Raw genomic sequence first — 20,754 nt, 5'->3', positions numbered from 1 at the left:
CCGATGGCGATTTATCCGCTACGCGCCGCGCAAGGAAAACCTTGGAAATTCTATCGCTTTTGCATAACTTTTAGTTATGTCAATCAAACGCAATTCCCTGCCCCCGCTGGATACGCTGTTGTTTTTCGACTGCGTGATGCGCCATGGCAGTTTCACCCGTGCCGCGGATGAGTTGCATGTCACGCAGGCCGCCGTCAGCAAGCGTGTGCGCCAGCTTGAGGACTGGCTGGGCGTGTCCCTGTTCGACCGCAGCACCCGGCAGATGACGCCGACACCGGCGGCGCAGGTGCTGTCGGAAAAGGTGGCGGTGACGCTGGAATTTCTGGCGCAGGGGCTGGAGGCGGTACGCGCGCCCGAAGACCCGCCGGTGCATCTGGCCGCCATGGGGGCGGTTTCGATGTTCTGGCTGCAACCCAGGCTGCGCGCCTTTGCCCTGGGCGAGGCCGCCTGCCCGATCAACCTGACCACCACCGATCATCCGCGCGATCTGTCGTCGGCCACGCATGACCTGTCGGTGCTGTATGGCGATGGCCGGTTTCCGGGGCGCAGGGCGCATATGCTGTTTGCCGAAACGCTGGTGCCCATGGCCGCGCCGGGGGCGGAGATCGCGAATGCCCCCTTGCTGGACTATCCGCTGCGAGGCCCCGACTGGATCGGATGGGAGCGATGGCATGCCCTGACCGGCAGCGATGCCTTTGCCGACCGGCCCCGCCTGCGCTGTGCCAGCTATGCGCAATCGGTGGGACGGGCGTTGCAGGGCGACGGGATCGCCCTTGGCAGTCTGCATCTGCTGAAGGACGAGTTGCGGCATGGCGCATTGAGCGCCCTGCCCGGCCCGTCGCTGGAGACCGGCAAGGGCTATTACCTGACGCAGCCGGAAAACCGCCTGCCGGGCGAAAACGCCCGGCGGCTGTGGGGATTCCTGACCGCCCGGTCTGAGCCGGATCAGGGTTCGCGGAAGGCCTCGCGCGATTTGTAGAGCGGCTTGAGCAGGTATTGCAAAACGGTCTTCTGGCCGGTGTGCAATTCCGCCTGAGCCTGCATGCCGGGGCGGATTTCGATGCTGGACTGGCGCGGCGTCAGCGCCGACATATCCACCCGCAGCGTCACCTTGTAATGTGGGTTGCCGTCGGGATCGCGGGCGTTTTCGTCCTTGAACGTATCGGCGGAAATGAAATCCACCACGCCCTTGAGCGTGCCGTAGATCGTGTAATCATAGGCGGTCAGCTTGATCGTGGCCTCTTGCCCGCGCCGGATATTGGCGATGTTTTCGGGCGCGACGCGGGCCTCGACGAACATTTCCTCGTCCAGCGGGATGATCTCCAGAATCTGCTCGCCGGGGCGCACGACCCCGCCGATTGTGGTGACGTTGAGATTATTGACGATCCCGCGCATGGGGCTGGTCAGGACGGTACGGTTCAGCTGATCCTGGCTGGCCTTGAGGTTCTGCTTCAGCGTCGCCAGTTCCTTGAGCGTGTCGGAATAATCCTGTGCGCGGTCCAGTTCGGTTTGCGTGACGATCTCGTCATAGCGCTTTTGCGCATCGGCGTGATCCTTGCGGGCGCGGGTCACTTCGATCAGGGCCACGACATTCTTTTTCAACAGGTTTTCCAGAAGCTGACGTTCCTCGGCGGCCTGATGCAGCACCTCTTTGGCACCTTCGCTGCGCTTGACGTAATCGGCCTGCCGCGCCTTCAGCAGCACCTTTTCCGAAGCCACGATTTCGGGGCTGCGGGCGGCCAGATCATCGGGCACGGCAAAGTCGAACTGCCCGGCCAGTTCGGCCTCGAGCCGCAGGCGGCGGATGTCATGGGCGTTGATCTGATCGCGCAGATCCTCGACCGAGGATTTGAACTGCGTGCCGTGCAGCCGGGCCAGCACATCGCCCCGATCGACAATATCGCCTTCCTGCACCATCAGTTGGGACAGGATGCCGCCTTCGAGGTTCTGGATGATTTGCGGGCGCGAAGACGAGATGAACTCGCCATCGGCACGCACGATTTCATCGACCCATGCAAAGGCGGCCCACATGATGAACAGCCACACGCTGGCGGCGCAGAGCCAGATGGTCAGGCTGGGGCCGCGCAGGCGGTCGTTGAGTTGCGCGACAAGGGCGGTTGCACCGGTGGTCATGCTCATACCCCTCCCTGCGGGCCCTGCGCGATATGCGCCAGCACCTGATCGCGCGGGCCATCCACCGCCAAGCGGCCGTTTTGCAGGATCATCGTGCGATCCGTCAGTTGCAGGATCGGCACGCGATGCGTCGCGATCACCGCCGTGCGGCCCGCCAGCCAGGTTTCAAGGCGGCTGACCAGCGTGCGCTCGAGCGTCTGATCCAGCGCGGCGGTGGGTTCGTCCAGCAGACAGATGCGCGGATCCTGCAGCCACAGCCGCGCCCAGCCGATCGACTGGCGCTGTCCCTGGCTGAGCCCCTGCCCGCCGTCGCGGATTTCCAGATCGAGCCCCTTGGGGTGGGATTTGACGAATGGCCCCAGCCCGGCGAAATCCAGCGCCTGCATCAGGCGATCATCGTCGCGTTCCAGCAAGGTGAGGTTCAGGTTCTCGCGCAGGCTGCCTGTGAACAGGCGCACATCCTGCCCCAGATAGCCCACCAGACGGCGCAGATCGCGCGGTTCGATCTGGTTCATGTCGGTGCCATCCACCATGACCCGGCCCCTGGCGGGCGCGTAGAGCCCCGACAGGAGCTTGAGGAAAGTGGACTTGCCCGAGCCGTTGGCCCCGAGAATGGCCAGTTTCTGCCCCGGCTGAATGGCCAGTGCGGGGATGTCCAGAACGGGCGCGGCGCCCGCGTCATAGCCGAACTGGACCTCGCGCAATTCGAACCCGCCCTCCAGCGTTTCGCGCCGCAGGTAAGAGCGGTCGCTTGCGCTGTCCTGTTCGGCCAAAGCGATCTGGTCCATGCCGTTGAGAGCGGATTTCACATTGCTCCACCGCGCCATGGTGCCTGCCAGTTGCGTCAGCGGCGCCAGCGTGCGGCTGGTCAGGATCGACACGGCGATGATCGACCCCACGGTGAATTCACCGGCGAACACCAGATAGGTGCCCATGATCACAGCCGAAACATATGTGGCCTGCTGCACGCCCTGGCTCCAGAACGTCAGGGTCGAGGCCAGTTTGCGCTGTTCGCTGGACTTGAGCGCCTGAAGGGTGGTCAGCTCGGTCCAGAGTCGGCGGAACCGATCCTCGGCGCGTTGGGTTTTCAGCGTGTCCAGTTCGAAGATCGCCTCGTGCAGGAGACGCGAGGATTTCGAAGAGGCGCCCTGTGTTTCCTGCGTCAGGCGGATCATCTTCTTTTGCAGGAAAAACCCCGGCAGAACCATCAGGATCGCGCCGAAGATCAGCACCCAGACCACGTTTCCGGCAATCGACGTCACCAGCAGAAGGAAGACGAAGATAAACGGCACATCTGCAAGGCTGCCGATGGTCGAGGCGGTAAAGAACTCGCGCACCGAGCCGAATTCGCGCATTGCGCTGAACAACTGGCTGGGCGCGCGGCCCGCCACTTCGGATCGCATGCCCAGAAGGCGGTTCATCAGCAGGGACTGCACGTTCAGCTCGATCTGCCGCCCGGCCCCGTCCATCAGCCGCGCACGGGCGATTTTCAGAAACGCCTCCATCAGCAGCGCCAGCGCCGCACCGCCCGCCAGCACCCAAAGCGTCGCTTCGGACTGGTGCGGGATCACGCGATCATAGACCTGTAGCGCGAACAGCGCGACCGCAACCGCCAGGATATTGGCCACGAAAGACCCCAGAACCACCTCGGCGAAATGGCGGCGGAACCCGGCGAACTGGCCCCAGAACCAATGCGGCTCGGCGCGTGTTTCGGTGTGCGATCTGGAAATCCGGTGCAGGGGCGCTTCGGCGCGCACGACGATGCCGGTGAAATAGGGTTCGAATTCGTCCAGTGCGACCGTGGCGCGATTGTCGGCGCAGGTGGGATCGTAGATCACCAGATCGCCGCGATCCTGTTGCAGCACGAGGATGAACTGCCCGCTGGTCATCTGCGCCAGAGCGGGCCAGTGATCGCCAAGGCAATGCGCGACGGTTTCCACCTCGGTCAGCAGGCCGACCGCGGCCAGACCATCGGCCAGCGCCTGTGGTTGCGGCTGATCGCCGGTGGCGGCGCTCGACATCATCGCCTCGAGGATATCGCGCGCCATGACCTCCTGCCCCAGAATGGCGGCGTAGGTGGCCCCCAATTTGGCGCGGGCTTCGGCCCGTTCACCAAAGCGCGAGTTTATCTGCGGCTCGGGCGGGGGTGCGGAGGGAGGCGCATCGCTGTTGGAAACGGCCCTGAGCCGGCGGCGCACGCCACCGGTGATCGACAGAACTGCGGGTGGCTTGCTCAAATGTCGCCCCCGTCCGCCAGAAGGCCCAGATGCCGCGCAATTTGCAGGCGGGTTCTGGCCAGTTCGTATTTCAGGTCCAGTTGCGCAGTCTGGCGCGCGGCGAAGGTTTCATAGACCCCGACCACATCCATCACCTGCCGCTGCCCCGCCTTGTACTGCCGCTGGAACAGGTCGAGATTGGCCTTGGCCTGTGTGGCCAGTGTGCTGGCTTCGGTGACTTGCCGGGACAGGGCCGAACGGCGGCCATCGAGACGGCGCAGGGTGCGCTCGGCGTCTTCCTGCGCCTGACCGACACGGCGTTCAGCGGCATCGCGCGCGGCTTGTGTCGCCTTGAGGCTGGCGCCGGTGCCAAGGCCCAAAAGTTGATCGGTCGAGATATTCAGCCCGATGTCCGCCCCGTCCTCGTCCACGGTGCCCCCTGCCGAAAGGCCCGGCAACAGGCCCGCCCGGTCGATTTTGGCCTGCGCGATATCGCGGTCTTTCTCGGCCTCGGCGCGCAGCACCTCGAGCGGACGCGCAGCGCCGGACTCCGGCGTCAGGTCGCTGAGCCCGCTCACATCGTCCAGCGGACTTGTAGACATGGCGTTCAGTTCGGCCAGCGCAGTTGTCTCGGCCTCATGTTGCGCGGTCAGGGTCGCGCGGATTTCGGCGAGTTTCTGGCGCAGGACGTTCAGATCGGACATATCCGACACGCCACCGTTGACGCGTTCGGTCATGACCCACTCGAAATGCTGCATGTCCTTGAGCGTTTGCTCTTCGAGCGAGGCGCGTTCGCGCGCCTTCATGGCGTCGAGATACAGGCCGAGCGCCGTCAGCACCCGTTCGTTCGTGTCCTCGGACAGGGTGACGGCGGCAACCTCGACATCGGCCTTTGCAAAGGCGCGTTCCGCCTTTTTGCGGCCATTGTCGAACAGCACCTGCTCGACCACCAGTTGCGCCACCAGATCGCCCAGACTGGTCAGGCTGATATCCGGGCCAATCCGCGGCAGCCAGTTTTTCGACGCGGCCCTGGCCCGCAAGCGCGCGCTGCGCAATTCGGCCTCGGCCGGGCGGCTATAGGCCGCCAGAACCGGCCCGGCCACGCGCGCATAGGCGCTGTCCGGCGGCAGGACGCTGTGGCGTGCCTGCAAGGCGGAAATCACCGTGGATTGCACCGCCTCTTTCTGACGCTCGGTCAGTTGTGTATCGGGTGAATTGCTCAGGAAACGCGAAACCTGCCCGTCGTCGCCACCGGACGACATGCACCCCGACAGGCCCATGGCCGCCAGCAGGCAAGCCACCGCTTTCACTGATCCGTCCCTCTGCCCCATGACTGCCCCTTGACCGGTAGCTTCTTATGGTCTGGCCGCGCCCGCCACCGGACGCGACCGTCATTTTCCGTGTCAGGTGACGATGTCGATATCTTCGTCGACGATAATCGTCGCGTCATTGCCCAGACTGTAGATATCGAAGCCTTCGGGCTCATCCGGGGCATCGGTGACCCTTTGCGCCCCGGTGATGGTGACCTTGTCGTCGGCGCCGCCCTTGACCACCAGCGTATTGCTGTTGTCCGAAAGGGCCAGAAGCTGCTCTTCGGTGATCGTCAACTCGCCGCTTGCGCCGCGCGAACTGAGGTCGATGGTTTCGATGTTGAAGCCATCGAGCGCCGGATTGGACAGGTCCACATCGCTTGCATTCACCTCGTCCAGAACCAGATAGGTGGTCGAGGCATTGCCCGCCTGATCGGTCGTTGTCACCAGCAGTTGAGAGCCGTCCGGGATGGGCGCGGGATTGCCCGATCCGTCGACGAACGTGTGATTGGTCATCGACCCGATATTGTTGCTGTTTACCTCCAGCCCGGTCACACCGCCGCCGGGATTGACCTGATGGAAGTCGATGCTGTCCGAGGTGACATCCGTACCGACCACGCTGTAACCGCCACCGAGGTCTTCGCCCACGAAGCGCACCAGCGGCTCACCGGGAGCAACCATGTCATAGGCCACCTGCCCCGTTGCTGTGCCGGTATTGCCGTATATGTCGGTGCCGGTGATCGACATCGGTGCCGTGCCTTCGTCATCGGGGATGACCCCGCGCGGCACGGTGATCGACCATGCGCCCGAACTGTCGCCCGTCGCATAGTAGGTCTGGCCGAAAATATTGACCTCGACCTCGGAACCGGGTTCGACCGTGCCGGTCAGTTCCAGCCCGTCGCGCGCGGCGTCGAGATTGGCAAAGTCATTGACCGCACCCACCGTTTCGCCCTGCGCAAGATCCTGCACCTCGGTGTCGATCAGCACGCGCTCGGACAACTCGTCAAGGTTGCCGACCGAATCCTGCACCCGCACGACCATGTCGGCCTCGCGCGTGCCGCCGGGGATCGCTCCGGCATCGAACACTGCGGTCCATGCACCGGTTTCCGGATCGACAGTCACGTCGCCGGGCACCCCGTCGATCTCCACCCAGACCTGCGAGCCGGGCTCGACCGTGCCGGTCAGTTCGAACCCGCCATTGGCGAGGCTCTGATTGATCACACGCATGCCATCGGCGGTCAGCGGCATACCCGAAGGCCCGTTCATGGACAGGTCTTCGACCACGGTATCGACAGTCAGCGTTTTGCTTACCGAATAGGTGTTGTCGTGCTCATCGGTGATCGTGGCCTTCAGTTCGGGAGAATGCACCCCCGGCGTCAGGTCGGAGGTGGCATAGAACTTCTGCCACTGACCGTTTTCATCGGCCTGAACCGTATATTCCACATTGTCGAGCGACACCACGACCTGCGCATGAGGATCGGCCGTACCAGTGACCATGACGCCGTTTTCGTAGACATCGTGGTTGATCACACCGTTATTGCCGATATTGCCGTTCAGCGTCAGCGCCCCGGCCTCGGTATCCACCACCACGGTCTGCGTCAGCGTCCTGGTATTTCCGGCACTGTCCTGCGCGATGATCTGCACATCCTGCGAATAGTCGCCCGGCGGCACCTGATCGCCCGAAAAACTGGCCGTCCAGGTACCATCGGCATTGACCGTGGCCTCGATCACCTCGTCGAAAAACCTGAGCGTCACGGAGGAACTGCCATCCTCGACCGTGCCGGTCAGGGTAAAGCCGCCACCGATCTCGGCCTCGTTGATCACACCGTCCTGGCCGCCGATATCGGCCTGATGCGTGAAGTCGCGCACTTCGAGGTCGATACGGATGGTCTCGGACTGCTCGGTCACGTTGCCGGCATCGTCGACGGTGCGCGCGGTCACGGTGGCATCGTATTGCGTATCGGGCAGATCGTAGGGGTCGAATTCGGCCTGCCATGAGCCGTCATCGCCAGCCGTGACCTCGACGGTTTGCCCGCCCATCGCGACAATCACCGTCGCGCCCGGTTCTGACATGCCGGTGACGATCAGCCCCTCGGTGTCAGCGGTGGCCTTGTTGACCAGACCGTTATCGCCTGTCTGATCGGCATGGATTTCCAGCTCGTTGTAAATCGTGTCGATCGAGATTGTTTCAGTGATCGTCGCGCTGTTTCCATAGGAATCCGTGGACACGATGGTGACTTCGGTTTCGTAATCGCCCTCGCGCAGATCGCCGGGGGCGAACTCCACGGTCCAGGTCCCATCTTCGCCGACGGTGACCATTTCGGTCACCTCGTCGATGGTCACCGCCACGGTCGACCCGGCCTCGCCGGTACCGGAAATCTCGACGCCATCGCGGAAATCATCGTCGTTCACGATATCGCCGGTCGAAACCACACCCTCCAAAACAGTGGTTTCAGGTGGCGTCGTGTCGATGGTGACCGACGGCCCCTCAAGCTCGGTTTCCGTCCCGTCGGGTTCGGTGACCGTCACAGTCACGTCGTATTCGCCATCCTCGGGAAAATCCTCCCCCTCGAACACGACCTCCCAGGTGCCGTCCTCACCGGCTTCGGTGTCCACGGTTTTATCACCTATCGTGACTTCCACTTCCGAGCCGGGCTCGGCCTCACCGGAAATCGTGATCGACGGGTCGCCATCGGGATCGCCGCCGACAACAATGGTGCCCTTTTCGTTCACAGAGGGCTCGATCCTGTCGCGGCCACCGCCGCCGGGAATAAACCCGCCGCCATCGCCCCCGCCGCCGGACCCTGCCAGCAGCGACGTGGCCGCAAGCGTTGCCGCCCCGGCCCCCGCCGCACCGAACAGGCCCGCGCCGCCCAGCAGACCGGCGCCAAGCATTGAAACCTCTTCACCGCCTGCTGCGCCGGGGGGCACCACATCGCTGCCACCCAGGAAAATCAGGTCATCCGACGGGCTCCACTTGCCCCACATTTCGGTTGGGCCGTATTGCGCATACAGCGTACCTTCGCCGCCATCGACCAGCGTCACCTCGTTCAGGTAGCCGTCCGCACTGATGAACAACCGGCTATCGGCCTCGCCATCCGCACCGAAATAGCCTTCGAGAACGATCATGCGCCCATCGGCCAGAGCGAGGATCAGATTGCCTCCGTCCCGCTGATAGCTCTCGATGTCGATCTGTCTGAGATTTAAGGAGATTTCCTGCCCGTTACCGGCCGGAATTACCGTGATATCGCCACCTTCTGCGATAGAACCACGAAACACACTTCCCGCTTCCGCGCGGGCGACGTACTCAATAGCCTTCATTACACTCACCGCTCTACCTCGGCCTGCCGCGCCTCGTTTGCTGGGCGCGACCTCGACCTTCTGGTCCAGCATTTACCGCCAAATTACCACAATCGCTAGTATTTTTTTCGCGCTCCGCCGCAAAATCGACCCAAAGCCGCCACATTTGGCACCTCCCCGCCCCGATTTCGGAAAATGTGAGTCTTTCGTGCAACAGGCTGGGCGCGAAAGCCGCGCGCAGTGTTTTTGACCGGAAGTCCGGTACCGGGCAAAATACGGGTTGACGGGACGAAATCGGGGAAACACAGTCGCTCAGGTTTCCCGACATCCATTCGAGGTATACGTGACGACACAACTCTCTGATACAGTTGCGCTCCTGGGCGATCTCATCGCGTTTCCCACCGTCTCGGAGGTCAGCAATCTGGACATGATCGCCTATCTTGCCCACCGGCTGGAAGCCGAGGGGGCGAAGGTCGACATTTTCCATGACGAGATCGGGCACAAGGCCAACCTTTTCGCGACCATAGGCCCGGAAACGGATGGCGGGATCGTGTTGTCGGGGCATTCGGACGTGGTGCCTGTGGATGAACAGGACTGGTCGAGCTATCCCTTTGAAATGACGGAACATCAGGGCCACCTGTACGGGCGCGGCACCTGCGACATGAAAGGGTTCATCGCGGCAGCGGTCGCGATGGCCCCCTATTTCGCCGAGCGGGTTCGCGACCGTCCGGTGCATTTCGCGTTTACCTATGACGAAGAGGTCGGATGTTTCGGGGCGCAGGCGCTTGTGGACAGTCTCAGGCAGAAAGGCATCCGTCCCGGCGTGGCCATCATCGGTGAGCCCACCATGATGCGCATCATCGAAGGGCACAAGGGTTGTTACGAATATACCACGCATTTTCATGGGCTTGCGGGGCATGGCTCATCCCCTGACAAGGGTGTGAACGCGGTGGAATACGCCGCGCGTTACGTGGGCCGCCTGCTGGAGTTGAAAGACGCGCTGCGCGCCCGCGCACCCGCCGGAAGCCGGTTCGATCCGCCCTGGACCACGATCAACACCGGCAGCCTGAGCGGGGGGGTGGCGCATAACGTGATTGCCTCGATCGCCAAGCTGGAATGGGAAATGCGGCCTGTGCAGGCGGCGGATGCGCAGTTCGTGAAGGACGATCTGCGGCGTTATTGCGACGAGGAATTGCTGCCCGCGATGCGCGCGATCTGTCCCGAGGCCGAGATCACAACCGAGGTGATCGGCGAGGTGGACGGGCTGGAACCCGTGGATCAGAACGAAGCCAAACACATCATGATGGAGCTGACCGGCGCCAACACCGCAGATGTTGTGCCTTTCGGGACCGAGGCGGGTATCTTCCAGCAATACGGCATGTCGGCGGTGGTGTGTGGGCCGGGATCAATCGACCAGGCGCATAAGCCCGATGAGTATGTGTCGGTGGATCAGCTACAGCAATGCGTCGATATGCTGGGCCGCCTTGGTGATCGTCTTGCGAATTAATCGCCGCATTATCAAATGGTTACGCGACGATCCTGATCTTACTTCTTAACAAAGGTCAGGTAATGCGGCGTGCGGCCTTCGCGCAACGCCTTGGCCTCGTAACGTGTTGAAATCCAATCGTTCCAGGGCTCCCGCCAATCGGCGGGACGCTCGGCCAGCCAGTCGAACCCGTGGCGCGGCACCTGTTCGAGCGTCTGGCGGACATAATCGGGAATATCCGTGGCCACGCGGAAAATAGCGCCTGTTTTCAATACCCTGGACAGGGGTTCCAGATGCTCGGGCGTGACGAAACGGCGGCGGTGGTGGCGTTTCTTAGGCCAGGGATCGGGGTAGAGAAGGAAGGCGCGCGAAATGCTGTTATCGGGCAGCACATCGAACATATCGCGGGCATCACCGGGGTGAACCGCAATATTTTGTGCCCCCGACTCCCTGATCTTGCCCAGAAGCATCGCCACGCCGTTGATATAGGGCTCGCAGCCGATGATCCCGACATCCGGGTTCTGCGCCGCCTGATGCACCATGTGTTCGCCACCGCCGAATCCGATCTCGAGCCAGACATCGCGATCCACGAAAAGCGATTTTAAATCAATCTGTTCCCGGTCGGGGTTTACGTCCCATCCGACCGGACCGGGGGAGAGTTTTTCCAGATCCTGATCGAGATAGGCCTCCTGCGATTTGCGCAGGCCCTTGCCTTTGAACCGGCCATAGAAGTTGCGCCACGGGGCGCCGGAGGGGTGTTTGTCCTGAGTCATGACTTTTGTACGAAACGTACGAAGTGTACGCGGGTTTTGTACGAAATCCGGGCGGATGCGCGGGGTTTGCATCCATCATGGACGCAAACCCGGCCCCGCCCCGAAATCAGACGGATTTTTTCAGCGTTTCGACCAGATCGGTTTTTTCCCAGCTGAAGCCCCCATCGGCCTCGGGCGCGCGCCCGAAATGGCCATAGGCCGCCGTGCGCTGGTAGATCGGTTTGTTCAGGTCCAGCGTTTCGCGGATGCCGCGCGGAGTGAGGTCCATCGACTGGCGGATCGCCTTTTCGATGGCTTCCTCATCGACCTCGCCGGTGCCGTGGGTATCGACATAGATCGACAGCGGCTTGGCGACGCCGATGGCATAGGAGAGTTGCAGCGTGCAGCGTTCGGCCAGACCGGCGGCGACGACGTTTTTGGCCAGGTAGCGCGCGGCATAGGCCGCCGAGCGGTCCACCTTGGTGGGGTCCTTGCCCGAGAACGCGCCGCCCCCGTGCGGGGCCGCACCGCCATAGGTATCGACGATGATCTTGCGCCCGGTCAGGCCGGCATCGCCGTCGGGGCCGCCGATGACGAAGGTGCCGGTGGGGTTGACCCACCATTCGGTGGCGTCGGTGATCCATTCGGCGGGCAGGACCTCGCGAATGTAGGGCTCGACGATGGCGCGGATGTCATCGCTGGTCTGGTCTTCGCTGTCGTGCTGGGTGGAGAGCACGATCTGCGTCACCTCGACCGGCTTGCCGTTTTCGTAGCGCAGCGACAGCTGGCTTTTGGCATCGGGGCGCAGGCTGGGTTCGGCGCCGGATTTGCGGGCCTCGGCCAGACGGCGCAGGATGGCGTGGGAAAACTGGATCGGCGCGGGCATCAGCGCGTCGGTTTCATTGGTGGCATAGCCGAACATGATGCCCTGATCCCCTGCCCCGTCGCGATCGACGCCCTGCGCGATATGGGCGGATTGTTCGTGCAGGAAGTTCAGAACGTGGCAGGTGTTCCAGTGGAATTTCTCCTGCTCGTAGCCGATATCGCGGATGCAGTCGCGGGCGATCTGCTGAATGCGGCCCATGTAGTTGCGCAGGATTTCCTGATCGGACAGGCCGACCTCGCCGCCGATGACGACCATGCCGGAGGTCGCGAAGGTCTCGGCGGCCACGCGTGCATTGGGTTCCTCGGCGATCAGCGCGTCGAGGATGGCATCCGAAATCCGGTCGCAGACCTTATCGGGGTGGCCCTCCGAAACGGACTCGGAGGTGAAAATGTAGTTCTGACGGGACATAAGTTGAGTGCTCCATTGAATATCTGCCGTCACGCCAGGAAGCCGTTGTGACGGGTATGCGATGTGGTTACGCGCCTGCCGGGGGCGCGTCAATCGCTATCTGGGGCCGCTGCGCTTCCTGTACCGCGCAAGGCACAGGCCAAGGATCAGGGCGGCGAGCAGCAGCGCCGGCGCATCGCCCGTCCGGGCATAGGGCGTGGGCGGCCGGGGCGCGGGCAAGGGAATGTCGCGCCAGCCCGCCTGCCCGAGCGGGATCGGGTCGATGATGCGCCCTGCCGGGTCGATCATGGCCGAAACGCCGGTATTGGCCACGCGGATCATCGGCAGCCCCTGCTCGACGCTGCGCAGGCGGGCCTGCGCGAGATGCTGATACGGCCCCGACACCTGCCCGAACCAGGCGTCATTGGTGATCAGCAACAGCATGTCCGGGCGCTCGGGCGCGGCAGCGACATCCTGCGGGAAGACGCCTTCGTAACAGATCAGCGGCAGGGCGCGGCCCGTGCCGGGCAGGTCGATCACCCGCGCGCCGGGGCCGGAGGAATAGCCGTTGCCCTGCTGCGCGGCGAAGGCGCTGATTCCGAGGGCCTGAAGCCGGTCGCCGAAGGGGATGTATTCGCCGAAGGGCACGAGGTGGTGTTTGTCATAAACGGCGCTGGCGGTGCCGGATTCATCGAGCGCGACCAGCGAATTGTAAAACCGCAGACCGTCGATACGTTGCAGGCCCAGCACCACGGGCACCCCGCCCGCCGCCTCGGAAATGGCCTCGAAGGTAGGCCCGGCCCGGTGCAGCAGAACGGGCACCGCCGTTTCCGGCCAGACGATCAGATCGGGGCGCTGCGGCCCTTCGGCGGTAAAGGCGATCTGGCGGTTGAAAAAGATCGGGATATGGGCCGGGTCCCATTTCTGGTGCTGCGGCGCGTTGGGCTGAATCAGGCGCACGACGGGGGCGTCGGCGGGCGTATCGGCCGGCGGCCTCAGCGCGCTGCCGCCAAGGTGCAGCGCGGCAAGGGCCAGCAGCGTCGCCACGGCGGGCAGGCGCGGGCCTGTCAGGACGTGCCAGAGCGCGCTGGCCGCCGCGAGCGTGAGCGTGGTCAGCAAAAGCGCGCCCCCGAGCGAGGCCCAGTGCAGCCAGGCGGTGCCGATCAGCGCATGGCCCGCCTGTGCCCAGGGAAAGCCCGTCAGAAGATAGGTGCGCGCGGCCTCGGCCAGCACCAGCGCGGCGATGAAAGCGGGCGCACGCCCGCCCGCGGCACGGGCCAGGGCAAAACCGCCCGCCCAGAACAGCGCAAGGCCGCCGCTGAGCCCGACGAGCGCAAAGGGCGCCATCCAGCCGTGGCGCGCGATATCGACAAGGAAGGGTTCGACGATCCAGCTGAGGGCCAGGGCGAAATACCCCGTCCCCGCCGCCCATCCCAACAGGGCGGCGCGGCGCCAGCCGGAGGTGGCGGTGAACAGCGCATAGAGCGCGGCCAGTCCGGCGATGGTGGCGGGCCAGAGGCCCCACGGGGCCTGCCCGAGCGCCGCGAGCGCGCCGAACAGCCCGGCCAGCGGCAGGCGGTGGCGCGCGCGCAGCGCGGCGGCGCGGGCGGCCGTGGCCTGAACCGGGCTGTCAGCCATCCGTGTGGCCGGGCAGCCGGACGCGCAGGCGCTTGATGCGGCGGGGGTCGGCGTCGATCACCTCGATCATCGCGCCGGAGGGGTGTTCCACCACCTCGCCGCGCACCGGCACGCGGCCCAGCAGGACAAAGACCAGCCCGCCGAGCGTGTCGATCTCTTCCTCGTCGACCTCTTCGGCGTCGGTCAGCGACAGGCCGATCTCCTGTTCGAACTCGTCCAGCGGGGTCTTGGCCGCGGCGAGATAGCAGCCGGGGCTTTCGCGGATGTAGAGCTGATCGTCGTCGACATCGTGTTCGTCCTCGATCTCGCCCACGACCTGCTCGATCAGGTCCTCGATGGTCACGAGCCCGTCCACGCCGCCGTATTCGTCGATCACCAGCGCCATGTGCCGGCGTTCGGCCTGCATTTTCTGCAACAGCACGCCGATGGGCATCGAGGGCGGCACGAACAGCAGCGGGCGCAGCATCTGCTTGAGCGAGAACGCCGTGCCCTTGCCGTTGAAGCCGTGGCGCAGCGCCAGGTCCTTGAGGTGGATCATGCCGATGGGCGTGTCGAGCGTGCCGTCATAGACCGGCAGGCGGCTCATTCCGCTGTCGCGGAACACATCGACGAGATCGTCCTTGGTGATGGTGGCCGGGACCGAAACGATATCCGCCTTGGGGATGGCCACGTCCTCGACCGCCATGTCGTGCAGGTTGCGCAGCCCCGGCGCGCCCTGCGGCACGGAACGTTCGGCCGTGTCCTCGGCTTCGGAGTGTTCTTCGGCGGGGCTGAAGGCCCCGATGATGCGGCGGAAAAATCCGCCCTGGTCCTCGTCACTGTCGTGCCCGGTGTCGGGCTGCGCGCTTTGCGCCGCGTTAGAGGACTCGTCTGTACTGTCGCCCATCGTCTCTTTTTCCAGTGGTCGGGCCATATGCGGCCCCGGTCAATACCCCTAATATGGGTCACGCACCCCGAGTTTGCCAAGTATGGCGACCTCGGTTTGCTCCATCAGGGTGGCATCCTTGTCACGGATATGGTCGTAGCCCAGCAGATGCAGCACCGCATGCACGATCAGGTGGGTGATGTGATCGGCGGGGGGGATGGCCGCCTCGGAGGCCTCGCGCTGACAGGTTTCGTAGGCGATGGCGATGTCGCCGAGATGCGACGGCCCCTGCCCGGCCCCGGCTTCGGGCCCGGGCGGCGCGGGGCGCGCGCCGGGGGTGTCGGGGGCGAGATCGTCCTCGGGCCAGCTGAGCACGTTGGTGGGCTGCGGTTTGCCGCGAAAATCGGCGTTGAGCGCGGCGATGCGCGCATCGTCGCAGCCCAGAACGGCGATTTCCCAGTCGGCGGGGTCCAGCCCGAGATGGGCCAGCGCGGCCTGTGCGGCGGTTTCGGCGAGGTCTTCCAGGCCGGCCTCTTGCCAGCGGCTGTCCTCGATCAGCGTATCGGTGAGCATGTGGCATATGCCGGGGGCCAGCCCCCGGACCCCCGGGATATTTGGAGCAAGAAGAAATGGCATTGCCGGGTTTTGCACGGCAGGTCAACCGGTGGGCGCGTCCTTGTCATAGGCCTCGATGATGGCGGCGACCAATGGATGGCGGACCACGTCCCGCGAGGTGAAGTAGTTGAAGGCGATGCCGGGAATCCGGCCCAGCAGGCGTTCGGCATCGTGCAGGCCCGAGGTGACGCCGCGCGGCAGGTCGATCTGGCTGCGGTCGCCGGTGATGACCATGCGCGACCCTTCGCCCAGACGGGTGAGGAACATCTTCATCTGCATGGAGGTGGCGTTCTGCGCCTCGTCCAGCACCACGAAGGCATTGGCCAATGTGCGCCCGCGCATGAAGGCGAGCGGCGCGATCTCGATGCGCTTTTCCTCGATCAGCTTGGCCAGTTGCTTGCCGGGCAGGAAATCGTTCAGCGCGTCGTAGAGCGGCTGCATGTAGGGATCGACCTTTTCCTTCATGTCGCCGGGCAGGTAGCCCAGTTTCTCGCCCGCCTCGACCGCCGGGCGGCTGAGGATGATGCGATCGACATGGCCCTCGATGAACATCGACACGCCCACCGCCACCGCCAGATAGGTCTTGCCGGTGCCCGCCGGGCCGATGCCGAAGGCCAGTTCGTTGCCGAAAAGCGATTGCACATAGGCCTTTTGCGCCTCGGTGCGCGGTTCGACCAGTTTCTTGCGGGTCTTGATCTCGACCCGGCCCCCCTTGAACATTTCGAGCTGATCGCCGTCGCGCGCGCCGATCTCGTCGGAGTCGGAGCCCATGCGCAATTCGCGATCCACGTCGCCGGGTTCGACCATCCGGCCGCTTTCCAGACGCTGATAGAGCGCGCGCAGCACCTCGACGGTTTCCTTTGCCGGGGTCTCTTCGCCCATCACGACAAGCTGATTGCCCCGGCGCAGGATCTGCACGCCGAGACTGCGTTCGATATCGGCAAGGTTGCGATCATATTCGCCGCACAGGTCGATCAGAAGGCGGTTGTCGGGGAATTCGACAGCTTCTTCGTGCAAGGTGTCGGGACCGGGCGTCTGGGGCAGTTGGGTGGTGACCAATCGGTTCTCCTGCGCAAGAGGTTTCAGTCAAGGGTGCCAAGTTGCATGAGCCTGTGCAAGCACCGGTTTCATATTGTCACGAAGTTGAAACGAAAAAAGCCGCAGGCGGAAGGCCTGCGGCTGATTTTGCGTCACGTGGGAGGGCATCAGAGCGGATCGCCCAGCGAGCTCGTGGAGCCGCCCTTGAAACTCCCTGTCGCCACGGTGGGCGGTGCGACGCCCGAGCAGACCGGCTTGCCGTACCTGTCGAGCCGCTGCGAGAGGTAGCCTTCGACGCCATCGTCGATGATCCAGTGATCACAGCCGTTGGGATCGACCCAGATACCGGCCTGAAGCTGGCTGAGATGTTTCTTGTCGAACCCCCGGTCACGGGTTTTGTCGGGTCCGACCGTGCCGTGACCGCAGGCCGCCACGAGGCCGGCAAGAGGCAGAGCAATCGCAAGATTGATAATTTTCATGGAAACCGCCCCCTCAGCGAATGCAGATGATTTCGACACGGCGGTTTTGCGCCATGCCCGCCGCGCTGGCGTTGGATGCCTTGGGCATGCGTTCGCCATAGCCGCGGATATCGGAGACACGCGCGCCCACGCTCTGGGCGACGCGCGCCACCGCGTTGGCGCGGCGATACGACAGGTTCATGTTGTATTCGTCCGAGGCGCGGCTGTCGGTGTGCCCGGTGATGATATAGGACACGGCCCCCGCCTGACGGAAGAAGCTGGCCAGGCGCTGACGGCCCGCGGCGTTGATATGCGCGCTGTCGGTGCGGAACAGCTGATCGGAGTTCATCACCCCGCAGACATCGCCCCGGCGGCAGACCGGGATACCCTCGCGGGTGACGTGCGGCGACATGTATCCTTCGGCGCCGTCGTCCATCACCCAGTGTTCGCACCCGTCCGGATCGACCCAGATGGTCGGAATGTATCTTTCGCCCTTGATGACGCGCTGGCCCTGCTGCGCCTGCCCGGCATCGGCCATTGCCGCAAGCCCCAGGGCGATGGCGGCAAGCCCCCCCAGAACGCGACGCATTGAAATCGAAAACTGTTTCACCACGGTACTGCCCCTTTCACCAGTTCCCCCGAAGGTTCCCGGCGCGGACGGGACCGAAGCCTACACACACCGGAAACATTGCGGCATTCTAGCAAGTTCAGGCCCGATGTGAAGGAGAATTCACCATATATTGTGTCGTAACGGGCAACAGTCCCCAAAAAATCCGGGGATCGGATCGGGCTGGATGCCGGGCGGAGTCAGGAATGTTTCAGGACACGAGCCGCCCGGCCAGCGAATTGGAGCCGCTTTCGGTGATTTCCACCTGCGCCAGATCGCCCGGCTGACGATCGCAATCGGCCACATGCACGGCGTGCAGGTAATCGGATTTGCCGACCATCTGGCCCGGCAGGCGGCCCGTTTTCTCGAACAGAACGCCCACGGTGCGCCCGACCATGGCGTCCTGAATGGCGCGCTGGTGGTGGGTGATGCGCTCTTGCAGGCGGTGCAGGCGGTCGGTTTTCACGTCTTCGGGAAGCTGTTCGCGCTCTGCCGCCGGGGTGCCGGGGCGGGTGGAGTATTTGAAGGAATAGGCGTAGCCGTATTTCACCTCTTCGATCAGGTCCATCGTGGCCTGGAAATCGGCGTCGGTTTCCTCGGGGAAGCCGACGATGAAATCGCCCGACATCAGGATATCGGGGCGCGCGGCGCGGATGCGTTCGATCAGGCGGATATACTCTTCGGCGGTGTGTTTGCGGTTCATCCGCTTGAGGATGCGGTCACTGCCCGACTGCACGGGCAGGTGCAGGTAGGGCATGAGCTTGTCGCAGGTGCCGTGGGCGTCGATCAGGTCGTCGCTCATGTCGTTGGGGTGCGAGGTGGTGAAGCGGATGCGCAGCAGCCCGTCGATCCTGTCCAGCTCGCGGATCAGGCGGGCCAGCGACCAGTCGGCCCCGTCCGGCCCGGCCCCGTGATAGGCGTTGACGTTCTGGCCCAGCAGGGTGATTTCGCGCACGCCGCGATCGACCAGTTCGCGGGCCTCGTCGAGGATGCGCGCCGCGGGGCGCGAGGCCTCGGCGCCGCGGGTATAGGGCACGACGCAGAAGGCGCAGAACTTGTCGCAGCCTTCCTGCACGGTGAGAAACGCGGTGGGGCCGCGTCTGGCCTTGGGGCCGCGGGATTTGAGGGTTTCGAACTTGTCGTCCAGCGGGAAATCGGTGTCGAGCGCCTTTTCGCCGTTGCGGGTGCGGGCCTCCATCTGCGGCAGGCGGTGGTAGGATTGCGGGCCGACGACCAGATCGACCAGCGGCTGGCGGCGCATGATTTCCTCGCCCTCGGCCTGCGCGACGCAGCCCGCCACGCCGATCTTGAGATCGGGGTTTTGATCCTTGAGCGCGCGGAACCGGCCCAGTTCGGAATAGACCTTTTCGGCGGCCTTTTCGCGGATGTGGCAGGTGTTGAGCAGGATCATGTCGGCATCGTCGGGGCTGTCGGTTTCGACATAGCCCGCGCCGCCCATGGCCTCGGCCATGCGCTCGCTGTCATAGACGTTCATCTGGCAGCCATAGGTCTTGATGAACAGTTTCCTGGGGTCGGACATGGGGGCCGCTCCTGCCTTGTTACAGGGGCGCTCCTACATCATGTTCGGGGTGTCTTGCAATGGAGGTCGAATTGGCGGAGTCTGGCGCAAAACCGGGGGCAGCGATGCAGTATGACAGCCTTGACGATTTCCTGAGCCGTGGCAAGGCCGCCCTGGCCACGGGGCCGGTGGCGATTGTCCTGATTGAGGACGACACCGAGGTGGACAGCACCCTGCGCCACCATCTGGATTGCGGGTTCACGGCGGTTCTGGCGCTGATGCCCGAGGGATTCGCGCTGGCCGGGGACGTGGCGCCACGGGTGCACAGGATCACCCATGACGTGGTCGGCTCGGGCGATTTCACCGCGCCTGTCAACCGGATCATCGCCGCCGCGCCGGGGCTGTGGATGTTTTACTGTTTCAACGGCGAATACCTGTTCTACCCGTTCTGCGAAACCCGCACCGTGGGCGAGATGCTGGCCTTTCACACCGAAGAGCGGCGCGATGCGATGCTGACCTATGTGGTGGATCTCTATGCCGGGGATCTGGGACGGCACCCGAACGCGGTGTCGCTGGAGGATGCGCATCTGGACAAGTCGGGCTATTACGCGCTGGCGCGCAACGATCCGGCCAATCACAACCACCCGAAAGAGCGGCAGCTGGATTTCTTCGGCGGGCTGCGCTGGCGCTACGAGGAGCACATCCCTGCCCCGCGCCGCAAGATCGACCGCATCGCATTGTTCCGCGCCCGCGAGGGGCTGACGCTGCGCGAGGATCACACGTTTTCGGACGAGGAATACAACACCTATGCCTGCCCGTGGCATCACAACCTGACGGCGGCGGTGGTCTCGTTCCGCACCGCCAAGGCGCTGAAGCGCAACCCCGGCTCGACCTTCGATATCGAGACCTTCAAGTGGCACAACTCCACCCCGTTCGAGTGGCATTCGCGCCAGTTGCTGGATCTCGGCCTGATGGAGCCGGGGCAGTGGTTCTGAGAGAGCCCTCGCCCGGCGCGGATCGGGCCGGGGAACACGTCAGGGTCCGGTCGGGGAAAGGTTAATCCCGGATGCTCAGCAGCAGGCGGGTCATGGCGCTGTCGCCGTTATCGGCCCCTTTCGGGCCGCTGTTGCCGAGCGAGGCGAGATAGGTCTGCGCCACGCCGGAGTCTTCCAGCATTTCGGCGGTTTTCGCCTGCACCACCAGCATGCCGTCATGAACGGCCGGAGCAAGGCGGCGGTCCTGCCAGATGGCCGTCAGGGAGGTGCCCACGAGGGCGAACATGACCAGACTGGCAAGACTGCGCGCCCGCCGTGCCCGGCGATCGAACCTGTCGGCGTGCGATTGCGCATGTGTCGGCATCATCGTCATGCCGCTTGTCTGCCCCGACGGCGCGGCATTTCTATGACCCGATAATGGCGGATTTGCGGCCCTGCCGGCGCGCAGCCGGAGCCCTAGGCAGCGTCTGCATTTAAGCGATCCATGCCATTGTACATGCGAGGTTGACGAAGGCTTCGAATGAACTGACGGTTTTCTCGCACCTGAGC

General features: G+C 64.1%; 17 protein-coding genes and 1 riboswitch. Of the genes, 3 read left to right on the top strand and 14 right to left on the bottom strand.

Features of this window, described 5'->3' with window-relative positions; all coding sequences use genetic code 11:
• Positions 1-76: 76 nt before the first annotated feature.
• The gene (locus BUB53_RS12645; RefSeq protein WP_073035144.1) at positions 77-979 is read left to right on the top strand and encodes a LysR family transcriptional regulator; all 903 of its coding nucleotides are present in this window, start codon (positions 77-79) and stop codon (positions 977-979) included.
• On the opposite strand, the gene BUB53_RS12640 is transcribed toward BUB53_RS12645, so the two are convergent.
• The 4 genes from BUB53_RS12640 to BUB53_RS12625 form a co-directional block, all read right to left on the bottom strand.
• A complete protein-coding gene (locus BUB53_RS12640; RefSeq protein WP_073035143.1) occupies positions 946-2,133 on the bottom strand; it encodes an HlyD family efflux transporter periplasmic adaptor subunit in 1,188 nt (395 codons plus the stop codon). The two genes, BUB53_RS12645 and BUB53_RS12640, sit on opposite strands and share 34 nt — an antisense overlap.
• A 2-nt stretch (positions 2,134-2,135) precedes the next feature.
• Positions 2,136-4,370, bottom strand: coding sequence for an ATP-binding cassette domain-containing protein (locus BUB53_RS12635; RefSeq protein WP_073035142.1), 2,235 nt, complete (start codon positions 4,368-4,370; stop codon positions 2,136-2,138).
• Entirely contained in the window at positions 4,367-5,659 is a 1,293-nt protein-coding gene (locus BUB53_RS12630; RefSeq protein ID WP_229709546.1) for a TolC family protein, read from the bottom strand. Before BUB53_RS12630 ends, BUB53_RS12635 begins: the two co-directional genes overlap by 4 nt.
• Positions 5,660-5,752: 93 nt before the next feature.
• Complete coding sequence (locus BUB53_RS12625) at positions 5,753-8,980, bottom strand: Ig-like domain-containing protein (RefSeq protein ID WP_073035140.1); 3,228 nt, start codon at positions 8,978-8,980, stop codon at positions 5,753-5,755.
• A gap of 322 nt (positions 8,981-9,302) precedes the next feature.
• On the opposite strand from BUB53_RS12625, the gene argE reads away from it, so the two are divergent.
• On the top strand, positions 9,303-10,466 hold the full coding sequence (argE, locus tag BUB53_RS12620; protein ID WP_073035139.1) for an acetylornithine deacetylase: 1,164 nt from the start codon (positions 9,303-9,305) through the stop codon (positions 10,464-10,466).
• A 38-nt stretch (positions 10,467-10,504) separates the two neighbouring features.
• Here argE and trmB read toward each other — a convergent pair whose 3' ends face one another.
• The 9 genes from trmB to miaB all read right to left on the bottom strand — a co-directional run bounded on the left by trmB (position 10,505) and on the right by miaB (position 19,231).
• Positions 10,505-11,218 carry a tRNA (guanosine(46)-N7)-methyltransferase TrmB gene (trmB, locus tag BUB53_RS12615; RefSeq protein WP_073035294.1) on the bottom strand — a complete coding sequence of 238 codons (714 nt, stop codon included), beginning with the start codon at positions 11,216-11,218 and terminating at the stop codon, positions 10,505-10,507.
• 106 nt (positions 11,219-11,324) lie between these two features.
• The gene (gene metK / locus BUB53_RS12610; RefSeq protein WP_073035138.1) at positions 11,325-12,491 is read right to left on the bottom strand and encodes a methionine adenosyltransferase; all 1,167 of its coding nucleotides are present in this window, start codon (positions 12,489-12,491) and stop codon (positions 11,325-11,327) included.
• Between the two features lie 8 nt (positions 12,492-12,499).
• A riboswitch (SAM-SAH riboswitch) is annotated at positions 12,500-12,548 on the bottom strand.
• 39 nt (positions 12,549-12,587) lie between these two features.
• Positions 12,588-14,108 (bottom strand): apolipoprotein N-acyltransferase, encoded by a 1,521-nt coding sequence (lnt, locus tag BUB53_RS12605; RefSeq protein ID WP_073035137.1) that lies wholly within the window; start codon positions 14,106-14,108, stop codon positions 12,588-12,590.
• Entirely contained in the window at positions 14,101-14,994 is an 894-nt protein-coding gene (locus BUB53_RS12600; protein WP_073035136.1) for a hemolysin family protein, read from the bottom strand. The genes lnt and BUB53_RS12600 overlap by 8 nt, the downstream gene beginning before the upstream one ends.
• Before the next feature lie 48 nt (positions 14,995-15,042).
• Positions 15,043-15,546 (bottom strand): rRNA maturation RNase YbeY, encoded by a 504-nt coding sequence (ybeY, locus tag BUB53_RS12595; RefSeq protein ID WP_073035135.1) that lies wholly within the window; start codon positions 15,544-15,546, stop codon positions 15,043-15,045.
• A gap of 84 nt (positions 15,547-15,630) precedes the next feature.
• Positions 15,631-16,647 (bottom strand): PhoH family protein, encoded by a 1,017-nt coding sequence (locus BUB53_RS12590; RefSeq protein WP_073035134.1) that lies wholly within the window; start codon positions 16,645-16,647, stop codon positions 15,631-15,633.
• 146 nt (positions 16,648-16,793) lie between these two features.
• Complete coding sequence (locus BUB53_RS12585) at positions 16,794-17,105, bottom strand: hypothetical protein (RefSeq protein WP_143163208.1); 312 nt, start codon at positions 17,103-17,105, stop codon at positions 16,794-16,796.
• 13 nt (positions 17,106-17,118) lie between these two features.
• The gene (locus tag BUB53_RS12580) at positions 17,119-17,622 is read right to left on the bottom strand and encodes an OmpA family protein (RefSeq protein WP_229709548.1); all 504 of its coding nucleotides are present in this window, start codon (positions 17,620-17,622) and stop codon (positions 17,119-17,121) included.
• Positions 17,623-17,902: 280 nt separating this feature from the next.
• Entirely contained in the window at positions 17,903-19,231 is a 1,329-nt protein-coding gene (gene miaB, locus BUB53_RS12575) for a tRNA (N6-isopentenyl adenosine(37)-C2)-methylthiotransferase MiaB (RefSeq protein ID WP_073035133.1), read from the bottom strand.
• Positions 19,232-19,335: 104 nt separating this feature from the next.
• Here miaB and BUB53_RS12570 point away from each other — a divergent pair, with 104 nt between their 5' ends.
• On the top strand, positions 19,336-20,205 hold the full coding sequence (locus tag BUB53_RS12570; RefSeq protein WP_073035132.1) for a hypothetical protein: 870 nt from the start codon (positions 19,336-19,338) through the stop codon (positions 20,203-20,205).
• 61 nt (positions 20,206-20,266) lie between these two features.
• Here BUB53_RS12570 and BUB53_RS12565 read toward each other — a convergent pair whose 3' ends face one another.
• Positions 20,267-20,578, bottom strand: a complete 312-nt coding sequence (locus BUB53_RS12565) for a hypothetical protein (protein ID WP_073035131.1) — start codon at positions 20,576-20,578, stop codon at positions 20,267-20,269.
• Positions 20,579-20,754 lie beyond the last annotated feature (176 nt).

Origin of the sequence: Roseovarius pacificus (assembly GCF_900142665.1) — a bacterium.
GTDB classification, from domain to species: Bacteria; Pseudomonadota; Alphaproteobacteria; order Rhodobacterales; family Rhodobacteraceae; genus Roseovarius; species Roseovarius pacificus.
The sequence above is the reverse complement of the archived record's forward strand: the minus strand, read 5'-3'. Positions and strand labels throughout refer to the sequence as shown.